The organism is Anaerobacillus alkaliphilus (assembly GCF_004116265.1).
Lineage (GTDB): Bacteria > Bacillota > Bacilli > Bacillales > Anaerobacillaceae > Anaerobacillus > Anaerobacillus alkaliphilus.
The window spans coordinates 329920-352933 of sequence record NZ_QOUX01000046.1; the positions used below are offsets into that span (position 1 = coordinate 329920).

Here is a 23014-nt window from a genome sequence, read left to right on the forward strand (position 1 = left end):
AAAATCCCAAAAGCCGAATTTTTACACAAATTGCCAAGAATTCACAACTAATTTTATAAGTATTGCTCTTTTCTTACATATTTTATTGGCTGATATCTTCATCTAGGGTATTTTTCCAATTATTTTAAGCAACAGTTTATTTGTGCGACGAGTAACCGCAGGAGCAATGTTTAGGAAAAGAGCCTTATAAAAACAAAAAAAGGCACGTATGGGGGCGCACCTATCATTGTTCTGGCTTTTCTAAGGTAATCTTACCTATTTTACAGGAACGGAATTCACGTAAAATTAATTCAGCAGCTTTATCATAATCAATATTACCACCACTCATTAATAAACCACGCTTACGACCAATCGCATCAAATAACTCAATTACATCTTCGTTAATCTCTTCGAGCTTAAAACGTTCCACAAGTAGATTTGGATACTCATCCTTTAAATACTTAAGTAAAAAAACAGCTACATCCTGGAAATCAAGAATTTCGTCTTTAATAGCTCCTGTTGCAGCTAAACGAAATCCTACAACTTGATCTTCAAATTTAGGCCAAAGTATCCCTGGAGTGTCTAATAACTCCAGTTCACTTCCTACTTTGATCCATTGTTGCTGTTTTGTTATCCCTGGACGATCACCTGTTTTAGCGATCTTCTTTTTTGCTAAACGATTAATTAGCGTTGACTTCCCGACATTTGGAATTCCTAAGATTAATGCCCGAATCGCCCTAGGCTTCATCCCTTTAGCCTTTAATTTCTCTAATAAATCTACGGCTAATTCTTTTGCAATGGTTGGGATTTTCTCTGTACCTTTCCCTGTTTGAGAGTCAATAGAAATTACTTTAAATCCTTTTCCTTGGAAGTAACGACTCCAACGTTCTGTCATTGATGGATCTGCTAAATCCGCTTTATTTAAGAGAATGAGGCGCGGCTTATGACTCACTAATTCATCAATCATTGGATTCCTAGAGGAAAGTGGGACCCTTGCATCTACTAATTCAAAAACGACGTCAATTTGTTTGAGTTTTTCAGTTACCTCTCGACGGGCTTTTGCCATATGACCAGGGAACCATTGTATCGTCGTCATACTACACCTACTTTGCTATTCTTATTTCAGAAAAGGGCCAAAATACTACATTGGCACTTCCTACAACACGGTCGTAAGAGATAAAACCAATATGACGGCTATCTTTACTATGCTGCCTGTTATCCCCTAAGACGAATACATGCCCTTCTGGAACAACATCATGGCCCGTGTAATCCTTTAATGTAAAATCGCCTGTAAACGGCAAACTGAACGCATTTTCTTTATATTCTTCTAAGTACGGTTCTTCAATTGCTTCTCCATTAATATAGAGTATGTCATTTTCATAGTATATCGTGTCACCTGGTAACCCAATTACTCGTTTAATATAATCTTTATCTTGAGTAGCATGAAACACGACAATATCAAAGCGATCTGGCTTACCTATGGTATATCCAATTTTATTAACAATTAAACGATCGTTATTTTGTAGTGTGGGCATCATTGATTGCCCGTCTACTACGATAGGAGCAAATAGAAAATACCGAATAACAAAAGCTAGAAATAAAGCTATAAAAACGGCTTTTAGCCATTCCCATGATTCACTTTTAACACTAGACATGACCTAACCCCCATTACCTCTTTCAAACTTATACTACGCTATTATAACTTAACTTTACTTTGCGTAAAACATAGAACAATGCTAATAGTTGAAAAAAGGAGCTTGAAAAATCAAGCTCCTTTTTACTAACTGATTATCGAATTTCTTTAATACGAGCCGCTTTTCCACGAAGAGCGCGTAGGTAGTACAATTTAGCACGACGTACTTTACCACGACGCATAACTTCGATCTTATCGATCTTCGGCGAGTGTAATGGGAATGTACGTTCAACACCTACTCCGTAAGAAACCTTACGTGCAGTAAAAGTTTCACTAATACCTGAACCACGACGCTTAATTACGATTCCTTCGTAAACCTGAATACGCTCACGAGTTCCCTCAACAACCTTTACGTGTACACGTACAGTGTCTCCAGGACGGAAAGCCGGGATATCAGTTCTTAATTGAGCTTTAGTTACTTCTTGAATTATGTTGTTCATCGTATCGTTCCCTCCTTCCCTAACAGATGCTCATTCCAATTTTCTTTGCAGCGGAACATCTTGATACTGGCCTAAGCCACAAAGAATATAATATCATAAGCTTTTAACAGTTACAAGGCTAGATTTAATTTTTATCTTCCTCATTTAAGATTTCTATCCATTTTTTTTCACGTTCCGTTAGCTCCCTCTCATTTAAGAGGTCCGGTCTCCGTTCTAATGTCCTTTTAATTGACTCACGGTGACGCCATTCCTCAATGTTTTTATGGTGTCCTGAGAGAAGTATATCTGGAACTTTCAAGCCACGGAATTCAACAGGTCTTGTATAATGTGGATACTCAAGAAGCCCTGTACTAAATGAGTCTGTTACAGCAGAAGTTTCATTGCCTAGCACACCAGACAATAATCTAGTTACGCTATCAATAATTACCATTGCGCCTAATTCTCCACCTGTTAGAACATAGTCTCCTATAGAAATCTCATCTGTAACTAGATGCTCACGAATACGTTCATCATACCCCTCATAGTGGCCACAGATGAAAATTAATTGATCATACTCCACCAGCTGCTCGGCTTTTTTCTGAGTGTAACGTTCTCCCTGAGGACAAAGCAAAATAATCCGTCTTTTCGCAGATGGGTTATCTTTTGTTAGGTCATCAATAGCATCAAATATTGGTTGAGGTGTCAACACCATCCCACCGCCACCACCATAGGGATAGTCATCTACACGCTGATGCTTATCTTGTGAATAGGATCGAAAATCAACTATATTGTATGAAACTAGCTGTTTTTCTTCCGCTTTTTTTAGAATCGAATTTCCGAGTACTCCGCGAAACATCTCTGGAAATAGAGTTAATACATCGTACCGCATTTACTCAAGACCTTCCATTAAATGAATAACTACTCTTTTTTCCTTAATATCTACTTCTTTTACAACTTGCTCTATGTAAGGAACGAGAAGGTCTTTCCCTCCATTTCTTCTTTGAATAACCCAGACATCATTTGCCCCTGTAGCAAGTATTTCTTTCACTTTACCAATTGCTTCGCCCTGATCGGTTTCAACATCACACCCAATAATCTCATGGTAATAAAACTCTTCTTCATCTAATTCTGAAAGTTGCTTCTCATCTACTTGCAAAACTCCACCTTTGAAAGCAACTACATCGTTAATATTGTGGTAGTTTTCAAAAGTTAACAAGTCGAAGTTTTTGTGTTGTCGGTGGCTCGCAACCTTTAATAGAAGCTTTTCATTGAAATCTTTATGTTCTAAATAAAGCTTTGCCCCTTTGGCAAATCGTTCGTCAGCAAAGTCAGTAGAGGAAATGACTCGTACCTCACCTCTAACTCCATGTGTATTTACTACTTTTCCTACATTAAACCATTTTGTCATCAGTTTTTTGTCCTCCTTCACGTATTTCAAAGACAATTCCATCTTTAATAATAATTTCAGTTCCATTCATCAATTCGTTCCAGTTATCACCTTCGTGAATTTCATGAAGAGTCTCAATCGTCTGTTCTTTCATTTCTGTACCTATCTCTAATTCATTGAGTTGATTCATTTGGAAATCAATAATCTTAACCTTATCATTCCGCTGTTTAATTTCTTTATTAAAAGAAGACTTAAGTGCACTCTGATATTCATAGTTGTTTTTACTTGCTTTGAGCTTTTTATGTAGCTGAAATTCTAGTTGCTTAATTTCTTTTTCCACTTGTTTTTTCTCGTTTAAAAAGTCATCCATCAATATGGATTTGCGATTTTCTGTAAGTACTTGCTTCACAACAACCTTTTTAATGATTTTCATCATGCACCCCGTCCATATATGTATCTTTGGATGTTTATTATGCTTTAAGTTTATCATACTAATTGTTCAATGAAAAAAACCTAAGCTAATTGGGTTAACTAGTAACGTTAAAAAAAGGCAGAGATTAGCCTCCTGCCCTTTGTCAAATTTTAAGCATCAACACGATTATGTGAACACGCTCTTATAAAATTTCTAGATTAATACGCTTTTTATGATTTGCCCCAGCTGCATAAACAACTGAGCGAATCGCTTTCGCAATTCGTCCTTGCTTGCCAATAACTTTTCCCATATCTGATGCATGGACTGACAGTTGTAAAGTCAAGGACTGCTCGTGCTCAACTTCTGTAACACGAACGTCATCGGGATGATCAACAAGAGCCTTGGCAATTGTTTCAACTAACTCTTTCATTATTTATCATACCCCTTACGAAATACTAATAGTTTATAAAAAACTAGGCTTTACCATTTGCATGAATAAAGCCTTGTCTTTTTTATAGGTTAAATAATGTTGAAATTATTTACCGTTTTTAGCATTGTGTAACTTTTCCATTAAACCAGCGTTTGAGAAAAGGTTACGAACTGTGTCCGAAGGTTTAGCACCATCAAGCATCCATTTTAAAGCTTTTTCCTCGTTGACTTTGAAATCAACTGGATTAACTAGTGGATTGTATGTGCCGATTTCCTCGATAAAGCGACCATCACGTGGTGCTCTAGAGTTAGCTACAACTACTCTGTAAAATGGGGCTTTATTTGAACCCATACGTTTTAAACGAATTTTAACTGCCATGTATATTCACCTCCAAAATTAATTCACACAATAAGGTATATTATCATAAAACTAACTAGTTGAAAACTAGTAAAGTAAAAAAACTTTACAAAAGGTAAACATTACATTTACCACAGAATCAAATTACATAAATGGGAACTTAAATTTACCTTTTTTCTTCCCTTTTGCAGTCATATTTGACATTTGTTTCATCATTTTTTTCATTTCATCAAACTGCTTAAGAAGGCGGTTTACTTCCTGAATGGTTGTCCCACTACCTTTGGCAATTCGTTTCTTTCGACTTGCATTTAAGATGGACGGATCTTCTTTTTCCTTTTTGGTCATAGAACGAACTATAGCCTCTATATGACCAATTTGCTTTTCGTCAACTTGGACATTTTTTAGGCCCTTCATCTTACCAGCACCAGGCATCATACCTAATAATTCATCTAGCGGCCCCATGTTACGAACTTGTGCTAGCTGATCTAGAAAATCATCAAAGGTAATATCAGCTGTCCGCATCTTCTTTTCAAGTTCACGAGCTTTTTCTTCATCAAAATTAGATTGTGCCTTCTCAATAAGAGTAAGAACATCACCCATTCCAAGAATTCTAGAAGCCATCCGATCAGGGTGAAACGGCTCTAACGCATCTAACTTTTCTCCCATACCTGCAAACTTAATTGGGGTATTAGTTACCGCCTTAACAGACAATGCAGCACCACCACGTGTATCACCATCTAGTTTAGTAAGAACTACTCCAGTTAGTTCAAGTTGCTCGTTAAAGCTTTCGGCTACGTTAACCGCATCTTGCCCTGTCATTGCGTCGACGACTAGTAAAATTTCGTCAGGATTAACAGCCTCTTTGATTTGTTGAAGCTCACCCATCAATGATTCATCTATATGCAATCGTCCAGCTGTATCAATGAGAACATAATCGAGATGTTCTTCTTTCGCCTTCGCGACGGCTTGCTTGGCTATTTCAACAGGGCTTACTTGGTCACCAAGCGAGAAAACAGGCATATTTAGTTGTTGACCTAATGTTTCTAGCTGCTTAATTGCCGCTGGTCGATAAATATCTCCAGCAACTAACAATGGCTTACGATTGTGACTTTTTCTTAAATGGTTTGCAAGTTTTCCGGTAGTTGTTGTTTTACCAGCACCCTGCAATCCAACCATCATTACAATTGTCGGTGGTTTTTTGGCCACAGCAATCTTACTTTGTTCGCCACCCATTAATTTCGTAAGTTCTTCGTTAACCACTTTAATAACTTGTTGACCGGGCGTAAGGCTTTTTAATACTTCCTGCCCAATAGCTCGTTCTTTTACATTTGCTATAAACTCTTTTACAACTTTGAAGTTAACGTCTGCTTCTAGTAAAGCTAGTCGAACTTCACGCATCATAGCCGTTACATCTGCTTCAGAAACCTTTCCTTTTCCTTTAATTTTATTTAAAGTACTTTGTAAGCGTTCTGCTAAGCCTTCAAATGCCATGTTTGTCGCCTCCTAGTCTAACCTCTCAAGAGAATCGACGATTTCTAATATAAGTTCTGCAGTTGCGTCTTTCTCTATCGCCGTTTTTAAGTTTTTGATTAGATTTGCACGCTCTTCAAATTTAGAAAAAAGGCTAAGCTTTTCTTCATATTCTTCAAGCATATTTTCAGTTCTTTTAATATTATCATAAACGGCTTGACGACTAACTTCAAATTCTTCAGCAATTTCACCTAAGGACCAATCATCAAGGTAGTACAACTGCATGTACTGCCTTTGCTTCGTTGTTAGCAAGCTTTGATAGAAATCATAAAGATAATTCATTCGCAGCGTTTTTTCTAACACGTAAAATCCTCCTTGTTAAGTGAAATCCCTTTACGAGTATTTATAATACACGAACCGAAAATTAGTGTCAAGTTTTTTTCTTAACAGCACTAAAAAAACCAATTTTGAATGTTGAATTGTGAATTATGAATTTGATAGGGCCCTTTTCTTCGAAGCACTACCCAAACCAATTCACAATTCAAAATTCATAATTCACAATTACTCTTCCTCCGCCTTCTCCAACACTTCTGAAAACAGTCCATATACAAATTGTTCTGCATCGAATTCTTGGAGATCGTCTACTTTTTCACCTAGGCCTACGAACTTAACAGGAATATCTAACTCATGTCGAATTGCTAAGACAATTCCTCCCTTGGCCGTTCCATCAAGTTTGGTAAGAACAATACCAGTAACATCTGTTGCCTTACCAAATGTCTTTGCCTGTGACATGGCATTTTGTCCAGTTGTAGCATCTAGAACAAGTAAAACTTCATGAGGGGCTCCTGGGACTTCACGTTCAATGACACGTTTTACTTTTTCTAGCTCATTCATTAAGTTTACTTTGTTTTGTAGGCGACCTGCTGTATCACAAATAAGTACATCTACACCACGGGACTTTGCCGCTTGAACCGCATCGTACATTACTGCTGCCGGGTCCGACCCAGACTGTTGTTTGATCACATCAACACCAACACGTTCTCCCCAAACCTCTAGTTGTTCAATTGCTCCAGCGCGGAAGGTATCACCAGCTGCCAGAAGAACAGATTTGCCCTCTTGCTTTAATCTATTGGCTAACTTTCCAATTGACGTTGTTTTACCAACACCATTAACCCCCACCACCAAGATCACTGTCATGCCAGTTGTTTGGATATTTAGCTTTGTTTCTGAGTCGTCCTTTTGCAAGAGTTCAGCTAATTTTTCTGAGATGACAGGTTGAAGTTGCTCAGAGTCTTTAATATTCCTTGTTCGAGCTACGTCCTTTAGCTCATCAATAAGCTCCATTACGGTTGTTACACCGACATCAGCACTTATTAGTAACTCTTCTAATTCTTCGAAAAATTCTTCATCAACTTTGCGATAATTTTTCACCAGATCATTCATCTTTCCGACAAAGGAATCTCTTGTTTTAGATAACCCGTCTTTGAACTTTTCTGTCACTGATTCAGTTTGTTGTGTTATTTTTTCTTTTAATTTTTTAAAGAAACTCATGCTATTTCCTCCTTATTTTTGATTGAAGTTAGAAATCAAACTTTAATTTGCAATTAATTGAGGTGTTTCTTCCAGACGGACTGAAACTAATTTTGAAACTCCTGATTCTTGCATCGTGACACCATAAAGCACATCTGCTTCTTCCATTGTTCCTTTGCGATGTGTTACAACAATAAACTGGGTGTCTTTACTAAAGTCCTTTAAGAAGCTCGCAAATCTACTAACATTTGCTTCATCAAGAGCTGCCTCTACTTCATCTAGAACACAAAACGGCACTGGTCTTACCTTTAATATCGCAAAAAGTAAGGCAATCGCTGTAAGAGCTCGCTCTCCACCCGATAATAAGGCCAAATGTTGAAGATTTTTCCCTGGTGGTTGCGCAAGGATTTCTACTCCAGTCGTCAGTATATTTTCTGGGTTACTTAGAACCAAATCTGCTTTTCCGCCACCAAAAAGCTGTTGAAACACTACTTGGAAATGAGATTTTATTTGCAGGAAGGTTGTTTCAAAACGCATCGACATTTCTTCATCCATCTCCCCAATTACACGGTAGAGTGTCTCCTTAGCCTCCTGAAGGTCTTCTTTTTGTTCTGTCAAAAATAAGAAACGTTCAGAAACTCGGTCATATTCCTCGATAGCCCCTAAATTAACAGTACCTAAGTCATCAATGGCAAGCTTAATAAGCTTTACTTTTGTCTTTGCTGTGCTTGCGTCATATAAAAGCGGATACTTCGTTTTAGCCATTTCAAAGCTAATTTCGTAGTCACTAGAAAGCTTTTGAAGTCGATTTTCTAGCTCTACATCTAATCGGTTTACTTTAACTTCTTCTGTGTGTAGATAATCTGAAATTTGTTTTTGATTGCGTTTATGCTCTCTTAACTCTTTCTCTAAGTCATCGTGAATCGATTGAACAGATAGTCTTTCTTTGCGGCGTTCCTGAATTAGATGTAACGTTCTTTCTTTTTCATGACGCTTTGTTTTAATAACTTCTTCTAAGGAATCCTCACCCGTCGAATTATCACTCATTTCTCGCTCAAGTAACCAGTATTCCTCTTCTGTTTCATCCAATTCTGTAACAACGTGATCCATTTCTATACTAAGAGTCTCCACACGCTCTTTTTGATTACGATATTGTTCTTCTTCTGTCGCTACTCTTACTTTTAATTCTGTAATACATTCGACTAAAGAAGCTTTAGAGGTTTGTTGCATATTTTTCTTTTCCGTCAACGACTGAACTTTGTTATCTAGTTCTTCCTTCAAGGCCGTCGTTTCAGTAAGTTGCTCACTTAATTTTACTAACTTTAACTCTAGCTCTTGTACTTCTGTTTGAAAAGACGATTTTTCACGATCATACAAAAATAATCGTTCGTTCAAGTTTTTCCCTTCAATCTCAGACTCACGTAGATTTCCTTTTAATTCCTGCTCTTCACTTCTATAAAGCTCACCCTGTTTACGTAATTCCTGTATGAGGGCTTCTTTATTATGTTGTTCTTCTTTTAAACTTTTTACTTTTATTTCCATTAACTTGGTCTGTTCTTCTGCATTTGCTAGTTTTGTAACCAATTCCTCTAACTCTCGCTGTCTTCCTAGTAATGCAGTGCCTTTTTGTTTAACACTGCCTCCACTCATTGAGCCGCCTGGGTTAACAACATCGCCCTCTAAAGTAACAATACGGTACTTATATTGTAAAACTTTAGCGATTGTATTTGCGCCTTCAAGGTCCCTTGCAATAACAACATGACCTAATAGGTTGGAAATGACGGATTTATATTGGTCACTGAACTCGATTAAATCCGCAGCAATCCCTACATAAGCTGGGTGAGATCGCAACTTTTCCTTTTCAAACGCAGAAAATTCTCTTCCCTTAATGACTGATAACGGTAAAAATGTCGCTCTTCCAAGCTTACGCATTTTTAAAAATTGAATCGCTTGTCTACCATTTTCCTCAGTACCAACAACGATATGCTGCATGGCACCACCTAAAGCCGTTTCTATTGCCAATTCAATATTTTTAGGAACAATAATTAATTCGGCAATAGCCCCTTCAATTCCCTTTAATAATGTATCTCTTGCTTTTAAAACTTCCTTTACACCTTGAAAAAAGCCTGCAAAGTCCGCTTGCATTTCCTCAAGGACATCTTTACGAGATCTAATTTGCTGGACATGACCAAATGCTTGATATAGCTGCGTTTCTTTCTTTTGGTAATCTCCTATTAATTTCTCTAACTGTTGGTTTTCATCACGAAATAGGTGAAGGTGTGCTTCTAATTGTTTTTGCTTTTTTAAAAGTTCTTCCCGTAAACTAGCTTCTTTAGTCAGTAGTGCTTCTCTTTGAACTAACAACCCCTCATTATTATTGTCCAATTGGTCACTTTTGAGGGTTCTCTGTCTTAATTGCTCTTCTAAGTATCGAACTTCATTACGAATGGAAGCTTGTTCATTCAATACTTCAATGTAATCTGATTTTACTTTTTCTAATTCTGTTTCGATATCTTCTTCTAATGAAAGTAATAACTTTGTTTCTTTGGCTAAATGCTCTTTAGATGTAGTCAGTTTCTCTTTAAATAGAGCTTTTTTTTCAAGCTCGCCCTTTAAACTATCCTCAAACTGATTTTTTCTTTCTTTTAATGTCTCAACTTTTTTTAGAAGACTTTCTTTCGTTTGATGATAGTTTTTCTTTCTTTCCTTTAATACTTCTTTTTGACCTTCTTTTTTCTCTAGTTGCTCACTAGTGGTAAGCAAAATTTCTTGTAAGTCATTTATTGACTCATCAAGAGCTTGCATGCTTGCACGGTAATCCTCAATTTTCACTTCTTCAACTTTGATTTGTGTCGATAACTGTAGTTGCTCTTCAGCTAGTTGTTGAACCTTTTTTTTCTGTTTATCCCAGCTTGTATGTAACTCTTCAATTTCATAGACTAACAAACCGACTTCAACTTTTTCTAGCTCTTCTTTCTTTTCAAGATAATCCTTCGCAACAGAAGCTTGTACTTTCAAGGGTTCTACTTGATTTTCTAACTCATGTAGAATATCTTCTACACGGTACAAATTTTCTTGCGTTTCGGCTAGTTTTCTTTCGGCTTTTAGTTTTCTAGTTTTATACTTAAGTACACCAGCCGCTTCCTCAAAGATGACACGACGTTCTTCTGACTTACTACTTAAGATTTCTTCAATTTTCCCTTGACCAATAATTGAATACGCTTCTCTGCCTAAGCCTGAATCCATGAAAAGTTCATGAATGTCTTTAAGTCGACAACTTTGCTTGTTAATATAGTATTCACTCTCACCAGAGCGATACACCCGTCGTGTTACACTAATCTCGCTATAATCAATGGCTAGATGGTGATCTTCATTATCTAATGTTAAGGTCAACTCTGCAAAGTTCAACGGTTTTCTCGTATCACTTCCTGCAAAGATGATATCTTCCATTTTTGCCCCACGCAGGGATTTTGCCGACTGCTCACCTAATACCCAGCGAATTCCATCTGAAATATTACTTTTCCCACTCCCATTTGGCCCAACAACAGCCGTTACCCCTTGAACAAAATCGATAGATGTTCGTTCTGCAAAGGATTTAAAGCCTACTATATCTAATCTTTTGAGGAACATATTTCTCTCCACCCCATTAACGATACAAAATCTATTATTAAGTAACTCATTAACCATTTATATAGTTCTAATTTTTATCCTGTAGTAAGTTAATTCTTATATTTAACCTAACTATTTTACCACATAATCATTTTCTTGTTACGTTCTTTTATGGTTGGTGATAATATTTTTTGTGAAAAAGAAAACATTAATGGTACAATAACATTATTAAAGTTCGTGAGAGGATGAATGTTTTGAACCTAAAAGAGACTAGCCGTGAAAATATTGAATTCATGATTACAAACATTAAAGAAAAACTTCAAGTGGTAAATAGTGGTGCAATGAGGGCTGAAAGCTTTGATACAGACAACTATGAGGATTTAGTAGAATTCTATGAAATGATCATGAATAAAAAATCTTTTAGTGTAAGCGAAATTGATGCAATTGTATCCGAACTAGGTCGTTTACGTAAAAAATAAAGCAAAAAAAAGATTTCCTTTATCAAAAAGGAAATCTTTTTGCTTTATTTATCCATCAACTTCTCTAATGCTTTCTGTGCAGCTTGCTGTTCTGCTTCTTTCTTGGATCTACCAATCCCTAATCCAAGCTTATCGTTATTCAAGATAACCTCTGACACGAATTCTCTTGCATGAGCTGGTCCACGTTCTTGCACTATATGATATTGAATAGAACCTAAGCCATCTCTTTGAATAAATTCTTGTAGTTGGCTCTTGAAATCCATCATATGTGAAAACGCACCTTCGTCAATCTTCGGATAGATTGTTTGATTTAGAAAATGGTATACAGATTCTAATCCTTGGTCTAAATATAAAGCACCTACAAATGACTCAAAAATATCCGCAAGTAAAGCAGGACGTTCTCTCCCTCCGGTCATTTCCTCACCTTTACCAAGAAGAACAATATCACCAAAGCCTAAATCAGTAGCAAATTTTGCAAGAGATGGCTCACAAACTATAGCCGCTCGTAATTTTGTCATTTCGCCTTCACTCATCGTTTCGTATTTCTTATACAAGTACTGTGAAACGGCTAATTCTAGCACTGCATCGCCTAAAAATTCTAATCTTTCATTATCATCAAACGGTCGAATACGGTGCTCATTCACATAAGAGGAATGTGTAAATGCTTGGATAATTAATTTGTCATTTCTAAACTGAATTTGTAAGCTGTTGAGTAATTTTTCAAATTTTACCCTTTGGGCAGGGGTTAATTGAATACGTTTTTCTGTTCGTTTAGACGTGCGTCTACGGACTTTCCTTGAAGATTGGTGCATGTTAACCTCCAAAACCTTTCAATGCGTAAATAGCTAAGTGCTAATTAAAGGTTGAACTTGGCTTTATACGCGATCTTAGTCAAATAATTATCTGCTAATTGCTTTTTGGACCGTAGCCAAGCTACTGCTTGGCTCTCTACGAACATACGAAAAGTTTCGAAAAACCGGTCCAAAAAGCAATATAGTTCATTACAGCCATTAAAAACATAGGAAGATGATTTAAAGTTAGGATTTCCATTAAACCTACTTTAAATCATCTTCTAACTAACCTACTGATGGCTGTTTATGTAGTCAACAACATTTTGTACAGTAGAAATTTTTTCTGCATCTTCATCAGAAATTTCTAAGTCGAACTCATCTTCAAGTTCCATCACTAACTCTACTACATCTAGTGAATCAGCTCCTAAATCCTCTTTAAAAGTTGCTTCTAGCTTTACTTCACTTTCTTCAACTCCAAGACGATCTACAATAATTTTAGTTATACGTGATAATACGTCTGCCATGGGGTCACCTCCTCTCAAGAATAAAAATGATAGTATTAACCATATAGTACAAATATTACTATGTACATATTATAGGACAAATTAGCTCAATTAACAATTTAATCTTAAACAGAATACTGTACCTCAGCCAGTAATATCTACAGCTTACATTGCCATTCCGCCATCAACGTGTAGGGTTTGCCCAGTCATGTAATTTGCATCTTCACTTACAAGAAACCTAACAACTGATGCAATATCTTCTGCTTTCCCTAGTTTTGCTAGTGGTATTTGCTTAAGTAGTTCCTGCTTAATCTCCTCTGGCAACTCGTCAGTCATATCAGTTTCAATAAATCCTGGAGCTACGGCATTTACAGTAATATTTCGATTAGCTAATTCACGAGCAAGTGTTTTGGTTAAGCCAATCACTCCTGCTTTAGCAGCAACATAATTTGCTTGTCCTGCATTACCCAATACACCTACAACTGATGAAATGTTAATAATTCTGCCAAACCGTTGTTTCATCATTTGCCTTGTAACAGCTTTCGAACAATTGAATACACCTTTTAGGTTCGTATTAATAACTGCATCCCAATCTTCTTCTTTCATTCTAATAATTAACCCATCTCGTGTTATTCCAGCATTGTTCACTAGAATATCCAATGAGCCAAATGCTTCAATTGTTTGCTTTACCATGGCAGTAACCTCATCTGAGTTTGCCACATCTGCCTTTATGGCAATTGCTTGGACGCCAAACGATTGCACTTCAGCTACTACTTCTTCAGCCTTTTGAGCATTCCCAGCAAAGTTTACTGCAACATTTACTCCATGTCTAGCCAATTCTATTGCTATCGCTCTTCCAATACCCCTTGATGCTCCAGTAACAAGCGCGGCTTTACCTTTTAACATGTGCTAGACCCCCTTTATGCTAGTTATTGTTTTGTCCATTGTTTCTCTATCACTGACTGCGTAAACGTTAACTTTACGGTCAACTTTTTTTACTAAACCTGAGAGAACATTCCCAGGACCAATTTCAATAAATGTATCTACACCCGCATTTAGTAGGTTTACAATTGTATCCTCCCAAAGTACTGGGGAGAAAACCTGTTCAATCAAGTTTTGTTTTATAGTTTCGCCACTGGTTACTGGAGTGGCAGTTACATTAGCAATTACAGGCACTTTTGCATCGTTAATCTCAATGGAGTTTAATACATCAGCAAGCTTTTCAGCTGCTGGCTTCATAAGAGAAGAGTGAAATGGACCACTTACCTGTAATGGAATTATTCTTCTGGCGCCTTTTTCTTTTGCGATGTTTGATGCCAAAGATACACCTTCTTTGGACCCAGAAATAACAATTTGTCCAGGGCAGTTAAGGTTTGCTAACTCCACTGGATTTCCTGAATTAGAAACTTCTTCTGTGATTTCTTTTAATAGAACTCTATCCATTCCTAGTATCGCTGCCATAGCACCGAGCCCCGCTGGTACAGCTTCTTCCATGAAGGTACCACGCTGTCGAACCGCATAAACGGCATCTTCAAAAGAAATAGAGTCAGAAGCGACCAAGGCACTATATTCCCCTAAGCTATGTCCTGCTACGAAGTCGGCATGAATTCCAGCATGTTTGAACGCCTCTAGAATAGCAACACTCGTTGTTAATAACGCTGGTTGCGTATTAACAGTTAGCGTTAATTCTTCTTCAGGACCTTCAAAAATGATTTTTGAAAGGTTTGTATCAAGACGATTATCTGCCTTTTTAAAAATAGCAGCAACCGCTTCGTTTGTATCAGCTAACGTCTTGCCCATACCAACTGTTTGAGATCCTTGTCCTGGAAATAAAAAAGCAATTTTACCCATTTATTCTCGTCCCCCTATTACAAATCTCTTTTTGTAACCTCGGTTTTTATTGTCTCGACAACTTTTTCTTCGAGCATTAGCCTTGTTTGTCTAATTGAGTTTAGGATTGCTGTTTCGTTAGACGAACCATGGGCTTTAATTACCGGTGCCTGCAAACCAAATAATCCCGCTCCACCATACTCTGTATAGTCCATTTTGTTTTTAATCTTTTTGAAGCTAGGTTTTAAAGCCCCAGCTGCTAATTTATTAAAGAAAGTACTGGTTAATTCTTTTTTCAAAAGTGAAAAGAGAGAAAGCGCAGTGCCCTCAACTGTTTTCAAGACAACATTCCCTGTAAATCCATCACAAACAACGACATCAGCAACACCCTCTAACAAATCTCGTGCTTCGACGTTCCCGATAAAATTAATTGGGGCCTCTTTTAACAAAGCAAATGCTTGTTTCGTTAACTCTGTTCCTTTGTCATCCTCAGTCCCGACATTTAAAAGTCCTACTTTAGGACTTTCGATGTTACGGACCTTTTGCATATAGATACTACCCATCATGCCATACTGTAATAAATGTTCGGGTTTTGCATCCATGTTGGCTCCAGCATCAATGAGGAGAAAACCGTCACCAGTAAAGGTTGGTAACATTGGGGCAAGTGCAGGCCTTTCAATCCCTTTTATCCTTCCAACAATTAACACCCCACCGGTCATTAGTGCACCTGTATTACCTGCAGAAATACAAGCGTCAGCACGACCTTCCTTGACTTCTTTAATTGCTAATACCATCGAGGCATTTTTTTTGCGGCGAACAGCTGCTACTGGTGAATCAGTAGACTCAATTTTTTCCTCAGTATGTATAATTGATATTCTAGTATCATCAGTTAGAAACTCTTTAATCGAGGCTTCATTACCTACAAGAACAATCTGAATATCATCATATTGCTTAATAGCAGCCATTGCACCTTTAACGACTTCTTTCGGGGCATTGTCCCCTCCCATTGCATCAATTGCGATCCTCATGTTCACCCTTCTCTCCTTCCAATACCTTATCAGATCGGTACATGTGGAATTCACCAGAAAAAACTAATTCTTGTTCAACATAACTGTTCACTTCTACAATCGTCCGTTCTTTTTCATGCTTTACTACTTTTGCTTTTGCAACCACTCGCTCACCTTCAGAAACTCTTCTTGTAAAGCGAACATTCGCTTTAGCGGTTAGTGCCAATTCATCATCAATAATGGCAACTGCAAGTGAATTAGCTTGGGCGAACAAGTGATGTCCCCTTGCTATTCTTGTTCTGGAAAAGACATGCTCTTGCCCAATATCTAAAAGAGAAATTGCTCTTTGGTCTAAGTGTAAATCTATAATTTCACCTATTACTTCCTCTAACGGCAATGCCTTTACCGTATCAAATTGCTTTTCAGCCACATGTTTAATTCTCTCTCTCAGTTCAGGTATTGACAGTTCTAATCGGTCTAACCGTATCGTCTGCACACTTACATGAAAGAATTCAGCTAGCGCATCATCAGTTACAAAAGGATTTTCGTTTATTTTTTGTTTTAAAAATTGTTGCCGTTCTTTCTTCGAACGTCTCATAATTTCTCTACACCTTCCAAGCTTCTATGACTAGGTACTAAAAGTAGTATATAAAAAATACTCGTAGATTTCAATAATAAAATCTACGCTAGTCCATTTTCTCTCCTGCTAATACTCCTTCTTCCTCTAAAAACATGACTAATGACTTGTATTCTGGGCTTGTCCAAAAGTATTCTGAAGTTACTAGTTCAACAGCATCGTTTCTAGCTACCTCGAGAGCACGGAAATCGTGAATCATATCAGCAACTTTAAATTGAGGTAAGCCACTTTGTTTTGAACCAAAAAAGTCTCCTGGCCCTCTCAATTCAAGATCTCTTTGCGACAGTTCAAAGCCATCATTTGTTTCAGTCATAATTTTCATTCGTTCCTTGCCAACATCAGATTTAGGGTCAGCTAATAATATACAATAAGACTGAGCATCCCCTCTACCCACTCTACCTCTTAACTGATGTAACTGCGATAACCCAAAACGTTCTGCATCATAGATCACCATAATAGTAGCATTCGGAACATTTACACCTACTTCAACTACAGTAGTAGACACAAGGATTTGCACTTCATTTGCACTAAACTGCTTCATAACGGCTTCTTTTTCAGATGGGTGAAGTCTTCCATGCATAAGACCAACTTGATAAGTTGTGAAAAATTGTTGGAGTTGAGTATGGACGTCTATTGCATTTTGAACATCTAGCTTTTCCGATTCCTCAATTAGTGGACAAATGACATAGGCTTGGCGTCCTTTTTTTAATTCTTTCTCTACAAACCCCAACACCCTTTGGAGCATATGGTGCTGCGCCCAATACGTTTCAATCGGTTTTCGACCGGCTGGCATTTCATCGATAGTAGAAACATCCATATCGCCAAAAATTGAGATAGCTAGTGTCCGTGGGATCGGTGTTGCCGTCATAAAAAGAACATCAGGATTTTGTCCTTTATTCCTTAGTGTCCTTCTTTGCTCAACTCCAAAGCGATGCTGTTCATCAGTAATCACAAGTCCTAAGTGCTCGAAGACCACTTCATCCTGAATTAATGCATGTGTGCCAATTAGCACGTTTACCTGACCTGATTGCAAACGAGCAAGAATATCCTTACGCTTCTTCCCTTTAATCGATCCTGTTAACAGCTCTACAGTGACGTTCATCGGCTCTAACAACCCTTTTAAAGAATGGTAATGTTGTTCAGCTAAAATTTCCGTAGGAACCATTAAAGCACCCTGAAATGAAGCGGTTACAGCAGCATAAAGACAAATAGCTGCTACTACAGTCTTACCTGAACCTACATCACCTTGTAGTAGGCGATTCATTCGATACGGAGACTCCATATCTCTAAGAATTTCTTTAACCACTCGTTGTTGTGCAATTGTTAATGGAAAAGGTAAGTTACTAATAAAGAGTTCGACATCATCCTTTTGAATTCTAATCGCTGTACCACCACTATTTTCTCGATGAAACTTCCTTAATGCCTGCATCTTAAGTTGAAAAAGTAAAAATTCTTCATAGACCATTCTTCTTCGAGCATGTTTCGCATCTTCAAAGCTTTTAGGATAATGAAGCTTATAGATGGCAAGTTTTCTCTCTATCAATTTATAACTAGTAAGAAATCTTTCCGGGAGTATTTCCGTTATTATCTGTCCATATTGTTCCATCGCACTAGAAATCATCTTTTTTAACCCTTTGACCGTAATGTTTCCACCGACAGAATAAACAGGATCATACCCCTGGCTGTCTAATACTCCAAATTTACACTCACTTACCGTTATTGTAAGGCGATGTTGGTCCCACTTCCCTGTTAGAGTAACGGTTTCCCCAACTACTAGCTTAGGTTTTAAGTAATGTTGGTTAAAAAAAACGGCAGTTAATAGGATGTTACCTACAAGTATTCGAACTGATAGCTTTGATTTCTTTTTACCAAAGAAACGAACCGTACTCTCACTTTGTACAGTTCCAATAAGGGTTGCTCTATCCTCATGCTTTAACTCCTGGATCTCTTTTGGACGATAATCCTCGTACCTAAACGGAAAGTATTCAATCAGATCTTTTACTGTATAGATTCCCAATGCTTCTAAATCTTTCGCCTTTTCATTTCCTATTCCTTTTACGAGTGTCGTTGAGTTATTTAACATAGTTATTTTTGTTGGCTACTAAATCCAAAAATCTTTGCTTCTAGTGCTCTACCTGTTGGAGTAGCCGCTAAACCTCCTCCAGCAGTTTCTTTAAGGTCTCTATGCATTGTTTGACCTATTTTATACATCGCATCAATTACCTCATCACAAGGAATACGACTTTCAATTCCTGCTAAAGCCATATCTGCAGCAATAATTGCATTTGAAGCACCCATAGCATTTCTTTTCACACATGGAACTTCAACAAGGCCCGCAACTGGATCACAAACTAAACCTAACATATTTTTTAAAGCAATCGCCATAGCATGAGCACTTTGCTTTGGACTACCACCCATTAACTCAACAATAGCTGCAGCAGCCATTCCAGTGGCTGATCCTACCTCGGCTTGACACCCTCCAGCTGCTCCCGAAATCGAGGCATTATTCGCTACTACTAGGCCAAACGCTCCACTAGTAAATAAATAACGTACCATTTGCTCACGTGTTGGATTAACCTTATGCTTAAGTGCAAAAAGAGTCCCAGGAACTACACCTGCCGAACCTGCAGTTGGTGTTGCACAAATCGTACCCATGGCAGCATTCACTTCATTGGTAGCAATAGCTTTGCTTACAGCATCTAGGTGAAATTCACCAGCAAGAGATTTTCCACTTTTTATATAATTTTGCAAAAGCACCGCATCTCCACCAGTTAAACCTGTAACTGATCTTACCCCTTTAATTCCTCTTTCGATAGCTTCTTCCATTACAATGAGGTTTCGGTCCATTTGAGTAAAAATATCTTCAAAACTTCTTTCTGTTACTTCCATTTCTTGTCTAATCATTATGTCAGAGATTTTAATGTTTTCTTTCTCTGCTATTTCAACAAGCTCTGCCACGTTACGAAACATATACAAAACCTCTCTTTTTCAGTTAAATTTATTTTTACTTTACTAAACTAAATTACTTCTTTAGTACTAATCGTGAATTTTTGTTACTTTCGTAATGTTCGGAAGGGACGCTACCTCATCTAATAGACGTTGATCGACATTCTGATCTACTTCAATAACCATCAATGCTTCTTTCCCTTTTTCCTTCCTAGATACTTCCATATGTCCAATATTAATTTCGTACTTTGCTAAGACATTCGAAACAGCCGCAATAACCCCAAAACGATCATCGTGAACAACCAATATTGCAGGATGATTTCCAGAAAGCCTTAGTTGGAAACTATTTAACTCTACCACTTCTATTTTTCCACCGCCGATAGAAATTCCTACTAACTCTATAGCGTCATGTTCATCTGTACCAAGTCTGATTTTTGCCGTATTAGGATGATCTGTTACGGCATCTTCCGCTACCATTTTAATTTCTATGCCTAAGTCTTTTGCAATCTGTAATGAACTTTTGATTCGTTGATCAAACGTATCAAAGTCTAACAAGCCACCGACAATCGCAACATCAGTACCATGGCCTCTATACGTCTGTGCGAATGAACCATAAAAAAAGATTTCAGCCCATTTAGGTTCTTTCCCCAGTAAAGTTCTCGCTACACGACCAATCCTTGCAGCACCTGCAGTATGTGAACTAGAGGGACCTATCATGATCGGACCGATAATATCAAACACTGTTCTATATTTCATCGTATACCCCCGCCATCTTTTTTGACTTTATTCTGATAAAGGTTTTTATTACTAACATTTCTATAGTTATTTCTATTATAATCGATATTCAAAGATTTGTTATCAAAAATATATAATAATATATTAGTATAATAACCCAAAAAAAGATGCTGTTCTGTCGAAGGAACAGCATCTTACTTATTTACTTAGCAATGGTAACTGAGATCGCAATTGTACCCGGACCAACATGAGCACCAATCACTGGTCCAATGTCAGTAATTACTTCAGAACTAACATGAAAACGTCCTTTAATCTCTGTCATAACTTCTGAAGCAAATTCATTTGCATTGGCATGAGAAATCCCTACATGAAGCTCATCTGTTCCATACTCTTTCTCAATAAACTCATATATCTTCGCTAACGCTTTTTTCTGACCTCTTACCTTATCAAAAGGAAAAACTTCTCCATCTTCGTTTAAGGATAGGATTGGTTTAATCTTTAACAATGATCCTAAGACCGCTGAGGCTTTACCAATTCGACCATTTTTTTGAAGGAATTCTAATGTGTCTACCATAAAGTAAACACGCGTCCTTTGTAATAAGACATCAAGCCTTGCTAAGCACTCTTCTTTCGTAGCACCAGCTTTCGCTAACTTAGCAATCTCAACCACTATAATTCCGATGGCATAGGACGCTCTCTTAGAGTCAACAACAGTAACATCAATTTCGTCTTTTATAATATCCCTAGCAATACTTGCTGACTGAAAAGTCCCACTTAATTTTGAAGAAAGGTGAATTGAAATGATATGAGTTTCTTCTTCTGAAGCAACTTCCTTGTAAACCTCTTCAAACTGGTACGGTGTTGGCTGAGAGGTTGAAGGTATAATTGAAGTTGATGCTAATTTTTTATAGAATTCATCCGCAGTGATTGTTATCCCATCTTCAAAAGTTTCTTCTCCAAACAATACTTTTAACGGAACAACAGTAATGTCTAGTTCATCTGCAAGTGTTTTGGGTAAATCAGCTGTACTATCAGTGACAATCTTCACTTTGGCCATAAGCATCCCCCTTACTTTTATTCAACTGAAAAAATGTAGGAATAAAGCGGTTGATTGCCTTCATAAACTTCAACCTCAATGTCCTCAAACTTTTCTTCAACAATAGCTACTAGCTTTTCAGCCTCTTCGTCTGTTGTATCTTCTCCTCGAATAATTGTTAGAATTTCTGAATTTTCGTCAATCATTATTTCTAACAATTGTTCCGTTACCGTTAGGCGGTCAGGTCCAGATGAAACAATTTTCTTTTCTGCAATGCCCATAAAATCATCTTTCTTTATTTCAATACCGTCTATACTTGTGTCGCGGACAGCGAAAGTTACTTGTCCTGTTTTAACAGCTGAAAGGGCGTCTTTCATATTTTCATGATTCTCTTGAAGTGTACCACTTGGATTAAAAGCTAGTAATGCTGTAAGCCCTTGTGGAACTGTTTTTGATGGAACTACAACAACTTCTTGATCAACGACTGAAGAAGCCTGCTCAGCTGCCATAATAATGTTACTGTTATTAGGTAAGATTATGATCTTCTTTGCATTTACTTCTGAAATGGCTTTTACAAAATCTTCGGTGCTTGGGTTCATTGTTTGCCCACCCTCAATGACAACACCAGCTCCTAAGCTTTTAAACATTTTGGCAATCCCTTCACCCATGGCAACTGTGATAATTCCAAATTCACTCATCGGCTTTGGTGGTGCTGGTTTTTGTTCATAGACAGCTTTCGTTTCCTCTAGAAGATGGGTATGTTGCTCACGCATATTCTCAATCTTAACATTCAGTAAGCTCCCAAATTTCTGGGCATGAGTTATGACGTCCCCAGGTTGTTCTGCATGAATATGTATTTTAAGTAAATCTTCATCAGAAACGACAAGAAGAGAATCACCATGTTTATCTAATAGATTGCGGAAATCTTGTTCGTTAAAAGGGTTTTTATCTAGCTTGTCTTGCTCAAACTTCACCATAACTTCCGTACAATAACCAAACTCAATGTCTTCTGTTGACATGTGACTTTGTGCATTATGGTGATGTTCCACTTTCACTAAGTCATCCATTGATGGGATTGCTTGAAGTTCTACTAGTTTTTCTCCTTTTAAAACTGCTAGAAAGCCTTCATAGATAATTACAAGGCCTTTCCCTCCAGAATCAACTACACCAACCTCTTTTAGTACCGGTAATAGATCAGGAGTTCTTTCTAATGAGGCCTTTGCTTCACTTAAAGTTGCTTCCATGATCGTAATAATATCATCTGAACGTTTCGCTGCATCCTGTGCTTTTCTGGCAGCATCTTTAGCAACAGTGAGGATTGTTCCTTCAACTGGTTTCATCACAGCTTTATAGGCCATGTCTACGCCTGCTGCAAAGGCATCAGCAAACTGTTTTCCATTTAAGGTAGCTTTACCTTCTACAGACTTAGAAAAGCCTCTAAAGAGCTGTGATAAAATTACTCCCGAGTTTCCTCTAGCTCCCATCAGCAAGCCTTTTGCGAACGCTCCAGCTAATTTTCCAACATGGTCTGGTGCTTGTTGCTTTACCTCTTTTACTCCAGAAGTAATTGATAAATTCATATTCGTTCCTGTGTCCCCATCTGGAACAGGGAAAACATTTAACGAATCCACTAACTTAACATTTTGCGTTAAATTGTTCGCTCCTACTATAAACATCTGGGCAAGTTTTTCGCCCTCTAAACTCTTAAGTGCCACTAATGTTCCTCCTTAACTTATATCTATAAGAGGACGTAAAGATTGGTGT

Annotated in this window: 24 protein-coding genes; 1 reads left to right on the top strand and 23 read right to left on the bottom strand. The window is 37.5% G+C overall.

Annotated features, from left to right (window positions below):
* Window positions 1–223 precede the first annotated feature (223 nt).
* From ylqF to smc, 12 genes are all read right to left on the bottom strand, one after another.
* A complete protein-coding gene (gene ylqF, locus DS745_RS16805) occupies window positions 224–1075 on the bottom strand; it encodes a ribosome biogenesis GTPase YlqF (protein WP_129079389.1) in 852 nt (283 codons plus the stop codon).
* A gap of 7 nt (window positions 1076–1082) precedes the next feature.
* Window positions 1083–1634, bottom strand: coding sequence for a signal peptidase I (gene lepB, locus DS745_RS16810; protein WP_129079390.1), 552 nt, complete (start codon window positions 1632–1634; stop codon window positions 1083–1085).
* A 133-nt stretch (window positions 1635–1767) separates the two neighbouring features.
* Window positions 1768–2112 (bottom strand): 50S ribosomal protein L19, encoded by a 345-nt coding sequence (gene rplS / locus DS745_RS16815; protein ID WP_129079391.1) that lies wholly within the window; start codon window positions 2110–2112, stop codon window positions 1768–1770.
* Between the two features lie 124 nt (window positions 2113–2236).
* A complete protein-coding gene (trmD, locus tag DS745_RS16820) occupies window positions 2237–2980 on the bottom strand; it encodes a tRNA (guanosine(37)-N1)-methyltransferase TrmD (RefSeq protein ID WP_129079392.1) in 744 nt (247 codons plus the stop codon).
* On the bottom strand, window positions 2981–3499 hold the full coding sequence (gene rimM / locus DS745_RS16825; RefSeq protein ID WP_129079393.1) for a ribosome maturation factor RimM: 519 nt from the start codon (window positions 3497–3499) through the stop codon (window positions 2981–2983).
* Entirely contained in the window at window positions 3483–3914 is a 432-nt protein-coding gene (locus DS745_RS16830; RefSeq protein ID WP_241657851.1) for a YlqD family protein, read from the bottom strand. Before DS745_RS16830 ends, rimM begins: the two co-directional genes overlap by 17 nt.
* Before the next feature lie 178 nt (window positions 3915–4092).
* Window positions 4093–4320, bottom strand: coding sequence for a KH domain-containing protein (locus tag DS745_RS16835; RefSeq protein WP_071318669.1), 228 nt, complete (start codon window positions 4318–4320; stop codon window positions 4093–4095).
* 105 nt (window positions 4321–4425) lie between these two features.
* Window positions 4426–4698 carry a 30S ribosomal protein S16 gene (rpsP, locus tag DS745_RS16840; protein WP_129079394.1) on the bottom strand — a complete coding sequence of 91 codons (273 nt, stop codon included), beginning with the start codon at window positions 4696–4698 and terminating at the stop codon, window positions 4426–4428.
* 123 nt (window positions 4699–4821) lie between these two features.
* Window positions 4822–6168, bottom strand: a complete 1347-nt coding sequence (gene ffh / locus DS745_RS16845) for a signal recognition particle protein (RefSeq protein ID WP_129079395.1) — start codon at window positions 6166–6168, stop codon at window positions 4822–4824.
* 12 nt (window positions 6169–6180) lie between these two features.
* Entirely contained in the window at window positions 6181–6510 is a 330-nt protein-coding gene (locus tag DS745_RS16850; protein WP_129079396.1) for a putative DNA-binding protein, read from the bottom strand.
* 198 nt (window positions 6511–6708) lie between these two features.
* Complete coding sequence (gene ftsY / locus DS745_RS16855; RefSeq protein WP_129079397.1) at window positions 6709–7698, bottom strand: signal recognition particle-docking protein FtsY; 990 nt, start codon at window positions 7696–7698, stop codon at window positions 6709–6711.
* Window positions 7699–7740: 42 nt separating this feature from the next.
* Window positions 7741–11307, bottom strand: coding sequence for a chromosome segregation protein SMC (gene smc / locus DS745_RS16860; RefSeq protein ID WP_129079398.1), 3567 nt, complete (start codon window positions 11305–11307; stop codon window positions 7741–7743).
* Window positions 11308–11540: 233 nt separating this feature from the next.
* On the opposite strand from smc, the gene DS745_RS16865 reads away from it, so the two are divergent.
* Window positions 11541–11765 carry a DUF1128 domain-containing protein gene (locus DS745_RS16865; protein WP_129079399.1) on the top strand — a complete coding sequence of 75 codons (225 nt, stop codon included), beginning with the start codon at window positions 11541–11543 and terminating at the stop codon, window positions 11763–11765.
* Between the two features lie 44 nt (window positions 11766–11809).
* Here DS745_RS16865 and rnc read toward each other — a convergent pair whose 3' ends face one another.
* From rnc to DS745_RS16920, 11 genes are all read right to left on the bottom strand, one after another.
* A complete protein-coding gene (gene rnc / locus DS745_RS16870; protein ID WP_129079400.1) occupies window positions 11810–12577 on the bottom strand; it encodes a ribonuclease III in 768 nt (255 codons plus the stop codon).
* Window positions 12578–12846: 269 nt separating this feature from the next.
* Entirely contained in the window at window positions 12847–13080 is a 234-nt protein-coding gene (gene acpP / locus DS745_RS16875; protein WP_129079401.1) for an acyl carrier protein, read from the bottom strand.
* 144 nt (window positions 13081–13224) lie between these two features.
* Window positions 13225–13965, bottom strand: a complete 741-nt coding sequence (gene fabG / locus DS745_RS16880; protein WP_129079402.1) for a 3-oxoacyl-[acyl-carrier-protein] reductase — start codon at window positions 13963–13965, stop codon at window positions 13225–13227.
* Between the two features lie 3 nt (window positions 13966–13968).
* A complete protein-coding gene (fabD, locus tag DS745_RS16885; protein WP_129079403.1) occupies window positions 13969–14910 on the bottom strand; it encodes an ACP S-malonyltransferase in 942 nt (313 codons plus the stop codon).
* Between the two features lie 17 nt (window positions 14911–14927).
* Window positions 14928–15917: a phosphate acyltransferase PlsX gene (gene plsX, locus DS745_RS16890; RefSeq protein ID WP_129079404.1), complete on the bottom strand. Its 990-nt coding sequence runs from the start codon at window positions 15915–15917 to the stop codon at window positions 14928–14930.
* Window positions 15901–16494: a transcription factor FapR gene (fapR, locus tag DS745_RS16895; RefSeq protein ID WP_129079405.1), complete on the bottom strand. Its 594-nt coding sequence runs from the start codon at window positions 16492–16494 to the stop codon at window positions 15901–15903. The genes plsX and fapR overlap by 17 nt, the downstream gene beginning before the upstream one ends.
* A gap of 88 nt (window positions 16495–16582) precedes the next feature.
* Window positions 16583–18616 (bottom strand): ATP-dependent DNA helicase RecG, encoded by a 2034-nt coding sequence (gene recG, locus DS745_RS16900; RefSeq protein ID WP_129079406.1) that lies wholly within the window; start codon window positions 18614–18616, stop codon window positions 16583–16585.
* Between the two features lie 2 nt (window positions 18617–18618).
* Window positions 18619–19503: an L-serine ammonia-lyase, iron-sulfur-dependent, subunit alpha gene (gene sdaAA / locus DS745_RS16905; RefSeq protein WP_129079407.1), complete on the bottom strand. Its 885-nt coding sequence runs from the start codon at window positions 19501–19503 to the stop codon at window positions 18619–18621.
* Window positions 19504–19569: 66 nt separating this feature from the next.
* Window positions 19570–20235: an L-serine ammonia-lyase, iron-sulfur-dependent subunit beta gene (gene sdaAB / locus DS745_RS16910; protein ID WP_129079408.1), complete on the bottom strand. Its 666-nt coding sequence runs from the start codon at window positions 20233–20235 to the stop codon at window positions 19570–19572.
* A gap of 181 nt (window positions 20236–20416) precedes the next feature.
* Window positions 20417–21271: a DegV family protein gene (locus DS745_RS16915; RefSeq protein ID WP_129079409.1), complete on the bottom strand. Its 855-nt coding sequence runs from the start codon at window positions 21269–21271 to the stop codon at window positions 20417–20419.
* A 17-nt stretch (window positions 21272–21288) separates the two neighbouring features.
* Window positions 21289–22965, bottom strand: coding sequence for a DAK2 domain-containing protein (locus DS745_RS16920; protein ID WP_129079410.1), 1677 nt, complete (start codon window positions 22963–22965; stop codon window positions 21289–21291).
* Window positions 22966–23014: the final 49 nt, after the last annotated feature.

What these genes read in the sequence shown, in the direction of transcription:
- ylqF (WP_129079389.1), bottom strand. Translation starts at nt 1,075, where the DNA reads ATGACGACGATACAATGGTTCCCTGGTCATATGGCAAAAGCCCGTCGA.
- lepB (WP_129079390.1), bottom strand. Translation starts at nt 1,634, where the DNA reads ATGTCTAGTGTTAAAAGTGAATCATGGGAATGGCTAAAAGCCGTTTTT.
- rplS (WP_129079391.1), bottom strand. Translation starts at nt 2,112, where the DNA reads ATGAACAACATAATTCAAGAAGTAACTAAAGCTCAATTAAGAACTGAT.
- trmD (WP_129079392.1), bottom strand. Translation starts at nt 2,980, where the DNA reads ATGCGGTACGATGTATTAACTCTATTTCCAGAGATGTTTCGCGGAGTA.
- rimM (WP_129079393.1), bottom strand. Translation starts at nt 3,499, where the DNA reads ATGACAAAATGGTTTAATGTAGGAAAAGTAGTAAATACACATGGAGTT.
- DS745_RS16830 (WP_241657851.1), bottom strand. Translation starts at nt 3,914, where the DNA reads ATGATGAAAATCATTAAAAAGGTTGTTGTGAAGCAAGTACTTACAGAA.
- DS745_RS16835 (WP_071318669.1), bottom strand. Translation starts at nt 4,320, where the DNA reads ATGAAAGAGTTAGTTGAAACAATTGCCAAGGCTCTTGTTGATCATCCC.
- rpsP (WP_129079394.1), bottom strand. Translation starts at nt 4,698, where the DNA reads ATGGCAGTTAAAATTCGTTTAAAACGTATGGGTTCAAATAAAGCCCCA.
- ffh (WP_129079395.1), bottom strand. Translation starts at nt 6,168, where the DNA reads ATGGCATTTGAAGGCTTAGCAGAACGCTTACAAAGTACTTTAAATAAA.
- ftsY (WP_129079397.1), bottom strand. Translation starts at nt 7,698, where the DNA reads ATGAGTTTCTTTAAAAAATTAAAAGAAAAAATAACACAACAAACTGAA.
- smc (WP_129079398.1), bottom strand. Translation starts at nt 11,307, where the DNA reads ATGTTCCTCAAAAGATTAGATATAGTAGGCTTTAAATCCTTTGCAGAA.
- rnc (WP_129079400.1), bottom strand. Translation starts at nt 12,577, where the DNA reads ATGCACCAATCTTCAAGGAAAGTCCGTAGACGCACGTCTAAACGAACA.
- acpP (WP_129079401.1), bottom strand. Translation starts at nt 13,080, where the DNA reads ATGGCAGACGTATTATCACGTATAACTAAAATTATTGTAGATCGTCTT.
- fabG (WP_129079402.1), bottom strand. Translation starts at nt 13,965, where the DNA reads ATGTTAAAAGGTAAAGCCGCGCTTGTTACTGGAGCATCAAGGGGTATT.
- fabD (WP_129079403.1), bottom strand. Translation starts at nt 14,910, where the DNA reads ATGGGTAAAATTGCTTTTTTATTTCCAGGACAAGGATCTCAAACAGTT.
- plsX (WP_129079404.1), bottom strand. Translation starts at nt 15,917, where the DNA reads ATGAGGATCGCAATTGATGCAATGGGAGGGGACAATGCCCCGAAAGAA.
- fapR (WP_129079405.1), bottom strand. Translation starts at nt 16,494, where the DNA reads ATGAGACGTTCGAAGAAAGAACGGCAACAATTTTTAAAACAAAAAATA.
- recG (WP_129079406.1), bottom strand. Translation starts at nt 18,616, where the DNA reads ATGTTAAATAACTCAACGACACTCGTAAAAGGAATAGGAAATGAAAAG.
- sdaAA (WP_129079407.1), bottom strand. Translation starts at nt 19,503, where the DNA reads ATGTTTCGTAACGTGGCAGAGCTTGTTGAAATAGCAGAGAAAGAAAAC.
- sdaAB (WP_129079408.1), bottom strand. Translation starts at nt 20,235, where the DNA reads ATGAAATATAGAACAGTGTTTGATATTATCGGTCCGATCATGATAGGT.
- DS745_RS16915 (WP_129079409.1), bottom strand. Translation starts at nt 21,271, where the DNA reads ATGGCCAAAGTGAAGATTGTCACTGATAGTACAGCTGATTTACCCAAA.